Below are 12,012 nucleotides of genomic sequence, written 5' to 3'. Positions count from 1 at the left end.
CGGCATGACGAATCGTACGGGCAAACAACAGGGGTGTGCCGGGGCGACGGCGCGGGTGCGCCAACGCCCCTATGAAGCTCGTCCGCCCCGGGGGCCCGTGGGGTCGTCCAGCAGGGCCCGCGCCGAGGCAGCGTCGAGGCGTGCCGCGCTCGCCTCGGGGTCGTCGGCGGTGCCGGCATCGATGCCCAGCGCCAGACGCAGCTCGCCCTCGCGCTCGGCCATGCCCTCGCGGACGGCGGCTGCGAGCTCGCGCAGGCCGTCGCCGAAGTCGGCCAGCCCGTGCGCGACCCCGGTCGGCGTGTAGGCCTCGGCGGCCTTGCTGACCTTGCGCACGGCATACACACCGGCTGCGGCGCCCAGCGCCACCCAGAACAGACGTGCCACGGTGATCAGCCCCTGCGGCGGCGACGGCCGCCAGCGCTGCGGGTGTTCTTGGCACCCAAGGCCGATCGGACCCCGTACGTGAAGGCTGCGACCTTCACGACCGGCGAGCCGAGCGTGGCCGCGAACAGGGCGGTGAGCGCGCTGGCGTTCGTGGTGATCGCCGAGACGTTGGTCGTGATGCCGTCGACCCGGGCCAGCTGCTCGTTGGTCAGGCTGACGGTGTCGGTGAGCTTGAGCAGGGTCGGCTGGACGTTCTCCGTGGTGCTGCGCAGGCTGACCCTCGTCTCGTCGAGGATCTTGCCGGCCTTGCCGATGACGCTGCCCAGTCGGAAGACGAGGAACGCAAAGGCCAGCGCCGCGATGGTGCCCGCGATGTCGCCCAAACTCACTGAATCCATGCGGGCACCCTACCCCGCACCCGACGGCGTCACGAGCGGCGGATGCGGGACTTCAGCCACTCCCACCGGGGGCCGAGGCGCTCCTCGAAACCGCGGTCGGTCGGCCGGTAGTAGTCGGTCCCGCCCTGCAGGTCGTCGGGCAGGTAGTCCTGACGCGCGACCCCGTCGGGCTCGGTGTGGGCGTAGACGTAGCCGTCGCCGTGCCCCAACCGGGTCGCACCGGCATACCCGCTGCCGCGCAGCGAGGGCGGCACCGCCCCACCTCGGCCGGCGCGGATGTCGGCGATGGCCTCGTTGATGCCGGTGTACGCCGCGTTGCTCTTGGGTGCGAGGGCGTTGTGGACCACGGCCTGGGCGAGGATGATCCGCGCCTCCGGCATCCCGATCTGCGCGACAGCGTGCATGGCGGCAACGGCGGTCTGCAGCGCGGTGGGGTCGGCCATCCCGACGTCCTCCGACGCTGCGATGACGATGCGGCGCGCGATGAACCGCGGGTCCTCCCCTGCTTCGAGCATGCGGGCGAGGTAGTGCAGCGCGGCATCCACGTCTGAGCCCCGCATGGACTTGATCAGGGCCGAGGCGACGTCGTAGTGCTGGTCGCCGGTGCGGTCGTACCGCACGCTCGCGAACGCCACCGCCTGCTCGGTGTGCGCGAGCGTGATCTCGACAGGGCCGTCCACCTCGGCGCCAGCGGGTATGCCGTCCTGCGCCACTCCCGCAGCCGCCTCCAGCGCCGTGAGGGCTCGTCGGGCGTCACCGCCGGAGATCCGCACGAGGTGAGCCGTCGCGTCGTCGGCCAGGGCGTACTCCCCCGCCAACCCACGCTCGTCGGCGATCGCGGCCGCGAGGACGTCGGCCACCTCCTCGTCGGACAGGGACGTCAGGGTGATGAGCATCGAGCGGGACAGCAGCGGCGCGATGATCGAGAAGGACGGGTTCTCCGTGGTGGCCGCGACGAGGATGACCTGCCTGGTCTCGACGCCGGGCAGCAAGGCGTCCTGCTGGGCCTTGGTGAACCGGTGGATCTCGTCGAGGAAGAGCACCGTCTGGCGGTCGTACAGGTCGCGCTCCCGCGCGGCCTGGTCCATGACGGCACGGACGTCCTTGACGCCGGCGGTCACGGCCGACAGCTCGACGAACCGGCGGTCTGCGGCCGTCGCGACGAGGTGCGCGAGGGTCGTCTTGCCCGTGCCGGGCGGGCCCCAGATGATCGCGCTGAGCGCCCCCGCCGATCCGCCGGACCCCTCGATCAGCCGACGCAACGGGCTCCCGGGCCGAAGCACGTCGGACTGACCGCGGACCTCATCCAGCGATCGCGGCCGCATGCGGACGGCCAGGGGTGGCAGGGAGGCACCCGACGGCATGCCGTCGCCGTCCCGAACGGACGCGGCCACACCGAACAGGTCGTCGTCGGCACCAGTTCCCACGGGTGGCAGGCTATCCCCCGTGACCGACGCGCCCGACCACGCCAACCCGGCCACCAGTCACCCCGACCGATCCGCGTCCGCCCTCTCCCACCTCGGCGGCCTCGTGGGGCGCCACCCGAAGACCGTCATCGTGGTCTGGCTGGTGGCCGTCGTCGCGGCCTTCGCGGGGGCCACCGGTGCTTTCGGGAACCAGTCGTTGTTCGACCGCCTGCAGTCCGGCGAGCCGTCCGTCGCCGGGGAGAACCTCCAGGGTCGCGACCAGCTCGTGGCCGCGGGCCGGTCGGCCACGTCGACCTACATCCTCCAGGTGACCGGGGCCGATGCCGCCGCGCCCTCGGCAGTCGCGGCCGTCCGCTCCGCAGCCGAGGCGATCGGTCGCATCGACGGGGTGGCCTCGGTCGCCGCGCCGCAGCTCGTGCCCACAGGGCTGGACAGCCCCGCCTCCAAGGCGCTGCTGCCGACCTCCGGGGACGGGTTCGCAGTGGTGGTGAGTTTCGAGCGCGGGCTCACGGGCGAGGAGCGCGACCGGACTCAGACCCAGGTCGACAAGCAGTTCCACTCCCTCGTCGCCTCCGTGCCCGGCGCCAAGGGCACGACGGGTGGGCTGTCCGACCTCATCGAGGCGATCACGTCCCAGGTGGAGGTCGACCTGCGGGCCGGCGAGGGGATCGCGCTACCGATCAGCTTCCTGGTGATGGTGCTCGTCTTCGGTGGTTTCGTGGCAGCCGGGATGCCGATCATCGGCGCGATCGCCTCCATCGCCGGCGCGCTCGGGTCGCTGCTCGGGTTCTCGCACGTCATCGACCTCGACGCCACCGTCGTCAACGTCGTCACGGTCCTCGGGCTGGGCCTGTGCATCGACTACGGGCTCCTCACGGTCAGCCGCTTCCGCGAGGAGCTGCGCAGCCGGGTGCAGGGTCGCCCTGCGGCCGAGATCACGCGCGACGAGGTTCTCGCGTCGGTGGCCCGCACCGTGGACTCGGCCGGCCGGACCGTCGTCTTCTCCGGCCTGACCGTCGCGATCTCCCTCGGCGGCCTGCTCGTGTTCGAGGCGTCGATCCTCAAGGCCATCGGCTCCGCCGGCCTCTCGGTGGTCCTCGTGGCCATGCTCGTGGCCCTCACCCTGGTCCCTGCGCTCTGCGTCGTCGGGGCGCGACGACTGCTGAGGCGCGGCACCGAGCAGGCCCCCGACGAGGGCGTCTTCTCCCGCCTCGCCACCCGCGTGTTCCGTCATCCGCTGCTCGTCATCGTCGCCGTGCTCGCCGTCCTCGGAACCCTTGCCGCCCCCGCCCTCCACCTCCGCCTGACCTCCTCCGGCAAGGAGCTGCTGCCGGTCAGCGCACCGCAGCGTGAGTTCTTCACGGCGCTCGAACGCCACTACCCCCAGCTGTCCGGTCCCGACGTCGAGGTGGTCGCCCAGGCGGGGCTCCAGCAGACCCAGTCGTATGCCGCCTCGCTCCCCGTCGTCGACGGGCAGCGCCTCACCGGCCGGGTCGAGAGCGTCAACGCCGGTCTGACCGTCGTCGAGATCGACACCCCGGGCGGCGCGCTCGACGACGGCGCGCGTGACGCCGTGACCGCGCTGCGGGCCGACCGCCCGGACTTCCCCACCACGGTGATCGGTGAGGCCTCGGGCCTGCGGGACTTCACCGACTCACTGCGCGAACGCGCGCCCATCGCCTTCGCGCTGGTGGCCCTCGCCACCCTCGTCCTGCTGTTCCTCATGACCGGGTCGGTCGTCATCCCGATCAAGGCCCTGCTCATGAACGTCGTGTCACTCGGCGCCAGCCTGGGTGTCGTCGTGTGGATCTTCCAGCAGGCTCACCTCGAGGGGCTCTTGCACTTCGACTCGGTCGGGGCGATCGAGTCGACGATCCCGATGCTCGTGCTGGCCTTCGGATTCGGGCTGTCGATGGACTACGAGGTCTTCCTGCTGTCCCGCATCGTCGAGCTGCACGAGCGAGGCGTCGGCAACGACCAGGCCGTCATCGCGGGTCTGCAGCGGTCGGGACGGATCATCACGTCCGCGGCGGTGCTCGTCGTCATTGTCTTCTCCGGGTTCGTCGCCGGGCAGCTGCTCGTCATCAAGGAGACCGGCGTCGGCCTCGCCGTGGCGGTGCTGCTCGACGCGACCCTCGTCCGGATGCTGCTCGTGCCCGCCACGATGGCGCTGCTCGGAGACTGGAACTGGTGGGCGCCCCGGGGGCTGCGGCGCTGGCACGCCCGCTTCGGGATCACCGAATGACGTTGCGGCAGATCACGTCCCACGATGCCCTCCTCGACGCCACCGGTGGCAGCGCGTTCATCCGCTACGACATCCCGTCGCCGTTGGAAGGGACCGGCTACTCGCTCGGTGACGCCGTGGCCCTCCCCCGGCGCACCCACACCCGCCGGCTCGGGATGCTGGTCCTGGGACCCACCTCGCACGTCGGGCGACTCGTCGGCGAGATGCTCACCGAGGGCGTCCTTCCCCCAGAGCTGCGGTCCGTCACGGTCCAGAGGGGGTCCCTGGCGGCCGTTGCCGCACACCTGCGGCTCACCGAGGGCAACGAGTGGGAGTGGCTGTGTGCCGCAAGCGCACCGCTGGAGGTCCCCGCCGAGTCCGGTCTGGTCACCCTGGAGGACACAGACCTCGGCGAGATCCGCGACCTCCTCGACGTGGCCAACCCGGGCACCGACGCGCGGCCCTTCGAGTTCCCCGACCAGCACTGGGTCGGGGCCCGCAACGGGTCGGGTCGCCTCGTCGCGTGCGGCGTCAGCGAACCCAACGTCGCGGGCTGGCCCGTCCTCTCCGGCATCACCGTCCACCCCGACCACCGCGGGACCGGGCTGGGACTAGCCGTCACGGCATACCTCACCCGGGAGGCGGTCCGCGAGCGCGGAGTCTGCACCCTCGGGATGTACTCCGACAACGCCGTGGCGCGCCGGCTCTACACCGGGCTCGGCTACGGCGACGTGCACGAGTGGTCGAGCCGCCGGCTGGCCGACTGACCACACCGGGCCTCGACCTGCGCGAACGCTGCTGATGTGCCTACATTCGTCCTGACCCAGCAGCGCTGACGAGAGGACTGACATGGCCACCGTGTCCAACGGCGACGTCGAGATCCACTACGAGGACAGCGGCGGCTCCGGCCGTCCGGTCGTCCTGATCCACGGTTGGCCACTCAGCGGTGCCTCGTGGTCCACGCTGACGCCGGCTCTCAGTGACGAGGGCTACCGCGTGATCACCTACGACCGCCGCGGTTTCGGCCAGTCCGGCAAGCCAGGACCCGCCTCCTCCTACGACTACGACACCCTCACCGGCGACCTCGACGTCCTGATGACCGAGCTCGACCTGCAGGACGCCAGCCTCGTGGGGTTCTCGATGGGCGGCGGCGAGGTGGCGCGGTACGTCGGGACCAACGGCGAGGACCGCGTCCACAGCGTCGTGTTCGCGGCGGCCATCCCCCCGTGCCTGCTGAAGGACGACGACCACCCTGACGGCGCCCTCGACCTCGACACGGTCAGCGGCATGCAGGGCCAGCTCCGCGAAGACCCCAGCGGGTTCCTCGACGGGTTCCTGACGAACTTCTTCAGCGCCGACGGCGACCTCAAGGTCACCGAGGAACAGCGCCAGGAGGCGCTCGCCCTCGCCGCCCAGGCCGACGTCCATGCCGCGGCCGAGTGCATCCGCTCATGGGTCACCGACTTCTCGCCCGACCTGTCCAGGGTCAGCGTCCCCACCCTCGTCCTCCACGGCGACAGCGACGCCATCGTGCCGTTCGAGGTCTCGGGTCACCGCACCCACGAGGCCGTGACGGGCAGCGAGCTCGTCGTCCTCGAGGGTGGGCCCCACGGGATCTTCGCCAGCCACACGCAGGAGTTCAACGCGGCCGTCGTCGCCTTCCTCGCGAAGTAGCCCACCACCACTCGCGTCCAGGTCAGGTGACGTTGGCGGGGTCGTACATCTTCTGCTCGACCAGGACCATCCAGTTGCCAGAGTTGTCGCGGCACACGGCCTCGACACCGTAGGGGCGGTCGGTCGGCGGCTGGATGAACTCGACCCCCTTGGCGACCAGCTCCTCGTGGGTCTTGCGGCAGTCGTCGACGTTGAGCCCGAGGCCGTTGAGGCCACCGGCGTCCTGGGCCCGCTTCATCGCCTCGACCAGGTCGGCATCCATCGGCGGGCCGGGGATGGCGAGGTTGACGAGCAGCTCGGGCTGCGACGGGTGGATGACTGTGCACCAGCGGTAGCCGTCGCCGAGGGTGATGTCGTCCTTCTCCTCGAATCCGAGGACATCGGTGTAGAACTTCTTTGCGTCGTCCTGGTTCTTGACGAAGACACTGACGATGGCGATGTTGTTGATCATGCTCGGAGCCTAGGAGCCGTCGGGTCGGGGTGCTTCTCCTCGATTGCGGACTGCTCTGCCACCGTGACGGTCGACCGCTCCGCGAGGCCCCACATGAAGACGTAGCAGCCCGGGATGTGCGGCGCGCCGGCGACGGCATACCGCGCCTGGAACTGCGACGGCGTCTCCCCCACAACCGCCTTGAACCGGCTCGAGAACGAGCCGAGGGACGCAAACCCGACCGCGAAGCAGACCTCGGTCACCGACAGGCCGGTCGCCCGCAGCAGGTCCTGGGCGCGCTCGATACGACGCTGGGAGACGTACTCCCCCGGCGTGAGCCCGTAGGTCGCCTTGAACAGCCTCAGGAAGTGGTACTTGCTCAGCCCCGCCACGGCGGCAAGGGACTCGACATCGACCGGGTCGGCGTAGCAGCGGTCCGCGTGGTCCCGCGCCCGGCGCAGGTGCACGAGCACGTCGCCGGGGGCCCGCAGTGCCTTGTCGCCCACGCGGCCATTGTGCTGGTATGCCGCCCGCTCGAGGTGAGCGGGCGGCATCCGGATAGTGCGTGGTGAGACCTCAGGACCCCGTGCCGACCTTGTCCGTGTCGACCTTCGCGTCGACCGCCTTGGCCTCGGGCGAGGCGTCGACCCCGGCCTCCTTGCGCTGTTCGGGCGTGATCGGCGCGGGAGCCGCCGTCAGCGGGTCGTAGCCGCCACCGGACTTGGGGAAGGCGATGACGTCGCGGATCGAGTCGGTGCCGGCCAGCAGCGAGACGATGCGGTCCCAGCCGAAGGCGATGCCACCGTGCGGCGGGGCGCCGAAGGCGAACGCGTCGAGCAGGAAGCCGAACTTCTCCTGCGCCTCCTCCTGCGACAGACCCATGACCTTGAACACCCGCTCCTGCACGTCGCGGCGGTGGATACGGATGGACCCGCCGCCGATCTCGTTGCCGTTGCAGACCATGTCGTAGGCGTACGCCAGCGCGGGGCCGGGGTCGGTGTCGAAGGTGTCGAGGAACTCGGCCTTGGGCGAGGTGAACGCGTGGTGCACCGCGGTCCAGGCGCCGGCGCCCACTGCGACGTCGCCGGCGGCGACCGCCTCGGACGACGGCTCGAACAGCGGGGCGTCGAGCACCCACAGGAACGACCAGGCGTCCTCGTCGATGAGGTCGCAGCGCCGGCCGATCTCGAGGCGCGCGGCACCGAGCAGGGCGCGGGAGGACTTGGTCGCACCCGCGGCGAAGAAGATGCAGTCGCCGGGCTGGGCACCCACGTGGGCGGCGAGGCCGGCACGCTCGGAGTCGGACAGGTTCTTGGCGACCGGCCCGCCGAGCTCCCCGTCCTCCTGGACGAGGACGTAGGCCAGACCCTTGGCGCCGCGGCTCTTGGCCCAGTCCTGCCAGGCGTCGAGCTGCTTGCGCGGCTGGGAGGCTCCGCCGGGCATGACGACGGCGCCGACGTACTCCGACTGGAACACCCGGAAGGGGGTGTCCTTGAAGTAGTCGGTGCACTCGACGAGCTCGGTGCCGAACCGCAGGTCGGGCTTGTCGGATCCGAACCGACGCATCGCCTCGCCGTAGGTCATCTGAAGGAACGGCGTCTGGAGCTCCACCCCGATGAGCTTCCAGACCTCGCGGACGACCTCCTCGCCGAGCTCGAGCACGTCCGCCTGCTCGACGAACGACATCTCGATGTCGAGCTGGGTGAACTCGGGCTGGCGGTCGGCGCGGAAGTCCTCGTCGCGGTAGCAGCGCGCGATCTGGTAGTACCGCTCCATCCCCGCGACCATGAGCAGCTGCTTGAACAGCTGGGGGCTCTGCGGCAGGGCGTACCAGGACCCCGGTGCGAGGCGCGCGGGGACCAGGAAGTCGCGGGCGCCCTCGGGCGTGGAGCGCGTCAGGGTCGGCGTCTCGATCTCGATGAAGTCGCGAGCGCCGAGCACGGAGCGGGCGGCGGCGTTGACGCGCGACCGCAGCCGGATGGCGCTGCCGGCCGAGGAGGCACCGGGGCGACGCAGGTCGAGGTAGCGGTGCTTGAGGCGGGCCTCTTCGCCCACCGTGACGCGCTCGTCGATCTGGAACGGCAGAGGGGCCGAGGCGTTGAGCACCTCGATCTCACCGGCGATGACCTCGATCTCACCTGTCGGCAGGTCGGGGTTGGCGTTGCCCTCCGGGCGTGCCTTGACCTCACCCACGACGCGCACGCAGTACTCGTTGCGCAGGTCGTGGGCTCCCCCCTCGTCGAGAACCTCGTCGCGGACGACCACCTGGGCCACGCCGCTGGCGTCGCGCAGATCGAGGAACGCCACTCCACCGTGATCGCGCCGACGGGCAACCCAGCCCGTGAGCGTGACGGTCTGGCCGGAGTGGTCGGCACGCAGGGTGCCGGCCTCATGGGTGCGGAGCACGAGAGATCCTTCGATTCGAGCGGGTGGTGAACCCGGCCATCCTACGGACCGGGCCACGCGGCATACGAATCGGTTTGCTGCGTCGGCAGCTCAGCCCGCGACGTCCCTCTCGACGTCCCTCTCGACGTCTCCCACGATGTCCCCGTCGACATAGACCCAGCGGCCAGCCCGCCGCACGAAGTGGCTGCGTTCGCGCAGCACCCCCTCGGAGTGGGCCGCCTCGAACTCCACCTCGCCGCTCTGATCCCCTTCGCGGCCGTCGGCAGTTGCCAGCACGGTCAGCCCGAGCCACTGCGGTCCCCGGTCGAGCTCGAGGGCCGCAGGACGCGTTCGGGGGTGCCAGGTGCGCGTGAGGTAGGCCTCGTCCCGCACCACGAAGGCACAGTAGCGGCTGCGCATGAGCTCGACCGCGGTCGTGGCCGCCCGCTGGCCGTCGTGCAGTGGCCCGCAGCAGCCGGCATACGGCCGGCCGCTCCCGCAGGGGCACCCGGTCGTGGCGCCCGTCCCGAAGACGCCCACTCAGGCCACCGGCTGTGCGCAGGCGCGGCTGGTCGCGAACGGTCGCTTGCGGCAGGGAGCCGGGATCGGGTGGGTCATGGGGTCACGCTAACGCAGCGCGATCCCGCTGGCCTCTTGCCGCCGGGCCACGTCACGAGGCCCTGCACCGGACCGCTCACCACACCCGGCCGATCCGACTACCCCCGGAATGCCGGGTGGCTCGGCCACGGGGCGTCGTGCGCCCGGAGCGTGGCCCAGTCCAGGTCCCGTGCCGCGAGGGCAGCGAGGACCGCGATCGCGATCGTGGCGTTGGTGACGCGGCCGGCGAGGACCGCGTCGCGCACCTCTTCGAGCGGGGCCCAGCGCACCGGCATACCGAGCTCCTCGCCATCTCTGGCATGGCGCTCGGACTCGGGAACGCGGGTGAGGTCGCGCGCGAGGTAGATCCGCAGGGCCTCGTCGAGGCCGCCTGGTGAGCTGACGTAGTCGGCGAGCACGTGCCAGGTCGCGGCGGTCAGGTCGGCTTCCTCGTGCAGCTCGCGAGCGGCACCCACGTGGGGCGGTTCCCCCGCGACGTCGAGGAGCCCGGCCGGGATCTCCCATTCGAAGGACCGCACCGGGTGCCGGTACTGCTGGATGAGGCAGAGCCGACCCTCGTCGTCGAGGGCGGCCACGGCCACTGCGCCGGGGTGACGGACGTACTCGCGGGTCACCTCGCCGGCCTCACCGAGGTCGACGCGGTCGCGCACGACGTCCCAGACCAGCCCGTGCATGACCACCTCGGAGTGGCGCACCGGCAGGGCCTCGTGGCGGTCGGCGAGCTCTCCCGGGGCGCCGGACCCCCCGTGTCCCTCGCTCACGCGGAGGCGTCGACCGTGCTGCGCGGTCGCTCGACCTCGACCAGCCGCGCCGCACGCTGGGCGTTGATGGCGGCCTCGACCAGTCCCGCGAACAACGGATGGGCCCGGTGCGGTCGGGACTTGAACTCGGGGTGCGCCTGCGTGGAGACGTAGTAGGGGTGCACCTCGCGGGGCAGCTCCACGAACTCGACGAGGTTGTCGTCCGGCGACAGGCCGGAGAAGACCAGCCCGGCCTCTTCGAGCTGAGCTCGGTAGCCGTTGTTGACCTCGTAGCGGTGCCGGTGCCGCTCGTCGACCGCCACGGCGCCGTAGGCCTCCGCGATGACTGATCCCTCGGCGAGCTTGGCCGGGTAGGAACCGAGGCGCATGGTGCCGCCGAGGTCTCCCGCGCCCTCGACGAAAGCCTTCTGCTCCTCCATCGTCGCAATGACCGGAGCAGGCGTCTGGGGGTCGAACTCGGTCGAGCTGGCGCCGGCGATGCCGGCGACGTTCCGGGCGTACTCGATGACCATGCACTGCAGCCCGAGGCAGATGCCCAGCGTCGGGACCTGGCGCTCGCGGGCCCACCGGAGGGCACCGAGCTTGCCCTCGATGCCGCGAACTCCGAAGCCGCCCGGCACGAGGACGGCGTCGACCCCGCCGAGGGCCTTCTGGGCGCCGGACTCGGTCTGGCACTCGTCGCTGGCGACCCAGCGGATCGAGACCTTGGCGTCGTGGTGGAACCCGCCGGCCCGCATGGCCTCGGTGACCGACAGGTAGGCGTCCGGCAGGTCGATGTACTTGCCGACGAGGGCGATCTCGACGGTGTGCTCGGGGCTGTGCACCCGCCGCAGCAGCTCGTCCCAGTCGTGCCAGTCGACGTCACGGAAGTTCAGGCCGAGGCGACGGATGACGTAGGCGTCGAGCCCCTCCTTGTGCAGGACCTTCGGGATGTCGTAGATGCTCGGGGCGTCGACGGCCGCGGCGCAGGCCTCGGTGTCGACGTCGCACATCAGCGAGATCTTGCGCTTGATGCCGTCCGGGATCTCGCGGTCCGCACGCAGCACGAGCCCGTCAGGCTGGATGCCGACCTGCCGCAGCGCGGCAACGGAGTGCTGGGTGGGCTTGGTCTTGAGCTCGCCGCTCGGGGCGAGGTAGGGCACCAGCGAGACGTGCAGGAAGAAGACGTTGTCGCGGCCCACGTCATGGCGGACCTGGCGAGCGGCCTCGAGGAAGGGCAGCGACTCGATGTCGCCGACCGTGCCGCCGATCTCGGTGATGATGATGTCGGGAGCCTCGGACCGCGAGACCCCGGGGCTGCCGGCCGCCTGGGCCCGCATGCGCTCCTTGATCTCGTTGGTGATGTGCGGGATCACCTGGACGGTGTCGCCGAGGTACTCCCCGCGCCGCTCCTTGGCGATCACCTGGTTGTAGATCTGCCCCGTCGTGACGTTCGCCCTGCCCACGAGGTTGCTGTCGAGGAAGCGCTCGTAGTGACCGATGTCGAGGTCCGTCTCGGCGCCGTCGTCGGTCACGAAGACCTCACCGTGCTGGAACGGGTTCATCGTGCCCGGATCCACGTTGAGATAGGGATCGAGCTTCTGCATCGTCACCCGCAGACCGCGAGCACGGAGCAGATGTCCGAGGCTGGAGGCGGTCAGTCCCTTGCCCAGAGAAGAGGCAACGCCGCCGGTTACGAAGATGTGTTTCGTCTGTTCCACCACGGGGTTCA

At 70.9% G+C, this 12,012-nt stretch carries 13 protein-coding genes; 4 read left to right on the top strand and 9 right to left on the bottom strand.

The annotated features are described in order from the left end of the window. Positions 1-69: 69 nt before the first annotated feature. Genes AC1DWR_RS14850 through AC1DWR_RS14840 form a run of 3 tightly spaced genes read right to left on the bottom strand, consistent with a single transcriptional unit; the run spans position 70 to position 2,146 of the window. Positions 70-384, bottom strand: a complete 315-nt coding sequence (locus AC1DWR_RS14850; RefSeq protein ID WP_477612695.1) for a DUF6167 family protein — start codon at positions 382-384, stop codon at positions 70-72. Positions 385-389: 5 nt separating this feature from the next. Continuing rightward, positions 390-773 (bottom strand): DUF948 domain-containing protein, encoded by a 384-nt coding sequence (locus AC1DWR_RS14845; protein WP_477613411.1) that lies wholly within the window; start codon positions 771-773, stop codon positions 390-392. Between the two features lie 38 nt (positions 774-811). Next, positions 812-2,146 carry a replication-associated recombination protein A gene (locus AC1DWR_RS14840; protein ID WP_477613410.1) on the bottom strand — a complete coding sequence of 445 codons (1,335 nt, stop codon included), beginning with the start codon at positions 2,144-2,146 and terminating at the stop codon, positions 812-814. A gap of 82 nt (positions 2,147-2,228) precedes the next feature. Here AC1DWR_RS14840 and AC1DWR_RS14835 point away from each other — a divergent pair, with 82 nt between their 5' ends. From AC1DWR_RS14835 to AC1DWR_RS14825, 3 genes are all read left to right on the top strand, one after another. After that, positions 2,229-4,454, top strand: a complete 2,226-nt coding sequence (locus tag AC1DWR_RS14835) for an MMPL family transporter (protein ID WP_477612694.1) — start codon at positions 2,229-2,231, stop codon at positions 4,452-4,454. Continuing rightward, positions 4,451-5,200: a GNAT family N-acetyltransferase gene (locus AC1DWR_RS14830; RefSeq protein ID WP_477612693.1), complete on the top strand. Its 750-nt coding sequence runs from the start codon at positions 4,451-4,453 to the stop codon at positions 5,198-5,200. The genes AC1DWR_RS14835 and AC1DWR_RS14830 overlap by 4 nt, the downstream gene beginning before the upstream one ends. 82 nt (positions 5,201-5,282) lie before the next feature. After that, positions 5,283-6,107 (top strand): alpha/beta fold hydrolase, encoded by an 825-nt coding sequence (locus AC1DWR_RS14825; RefSeq protein ID WP_477612692.1) that lies wholly within the window; start codon positions 5,283-5,285, stop codon positions 6,105-6,107. A gap of 22 nt (positions 6,108-6,129) precedes the next feature. Here the strand turns inward: AC1DWR_RS14825 and AC1DWR_RS14820 are convergent, their stop codons facing one another. The 4 genes from AC1DWR_RS14820 to AC1DWR_RS14805 form a co-directional block, all read right to left on the bottom strand. Continuing rightward, positions 6,130-6,558, bottom strand: coding sequence for a VOC family protein (locus AC1DWR_RS14820; protein ID WP_477612691.1), 429 nt, complete (start codon positions 6,556-6,558; stop codon positions 6,130-6,132). Continuing rightward, positions 6,555-7,091 carry a helix-turn-helix transcriptional regulator gene (locus AC1DWR_RS14815; RefSeq protein ID WP_477612690.1) on the bottom strand — a complete coding sequence of 179 codons (537 nt, stop codon included), beginning with the start codon at positions 7,089-7,091 and terminating at the stop codon, positions 6,555-6,557. Before AC1DWR_RS14815 ends, AC1DWR_RS14820 begins: the two co-directional genes overlap by 4 nt. Positions 7,092-7,113: 22 nt before the next feature. Beyond that, the gene (gene aspS, locus AC1DWR_RS14810) at positions 7,114-8,943 is read right to left on the bottom strand and encodes an aspartate--tRNA ligase (protein WP_477612689.1); all 1,830 of its coding nucleotides are present in this window, start codon (positions 8,941-8,943) and stop codon (positions 7,114-7,116) included. 90 nt (positions 8,944-9,033) lie between these two features. Then, entirely contained in the window at positions 9,034-9,342 is a 309-nt protein-coding gene (locus AC1DWR_RS14805; protein ID WP_477612688.1) for a YchJ family protein, read from the bottom strand. Here AC1DWR_RS14805 and AC1DWR_RS14800 point away from each other — a divergent pair. Further along, positions 9,341-9,553, top strand: a complete 213-nt coding sequence (locus tag AC1DWR_RS14800; protein ID WP_477612687.1) for a hypothetical protein — start codon at positions 9,341-9,343, stop codon at positions 9,551-9,553. The genes AC1DWR_RS14805 and AC1DWR_RS14800 overlap by 2 nt on opposite strands. 85 nt (positions 9,554-9,638) lie before the next feature. Here AC1DWR_RS14800 and AC1DWR_RS14795 read toward each other — a convergent pair whose 3' ends face one another. Then, positions 9,639-10,301 (bottom strand): NUDIX domain-containing protein, encoded by a 663-nt coding sequence (locus tag AC1DWR_RS14795; protein ID WP_477612686.1) that lies wholly within the window; start codon positions 10,299-10,301, stop codon positions 9,639-9,641. After that, positions 10,298-12,004, bottom strand: coding sequence for a CTP synthase (locus AC1DWR_RS14790; RefSeq protein WP_477612685.1), 1,707 nt, complete (start codon positions 12,002-12,004; stop codon positions 10,298-10,300). Before AC1DWR_RS14790 ends, AC1DWR_RS14795 begins: the two co-directional genes overlap by 4 nt. Positions 12,005-12,012: the final 8 nt, after the last annotated feature.

The sequence above is a fragment of the Pedococcus sp. P2_E2 genome (assembly GCF_056403955.1).
The sequence above is the reverse complement of the archived record's forward strand: the minus strand, read 5'-3'. Positions and strand labels throughout refer to the sequence as shown.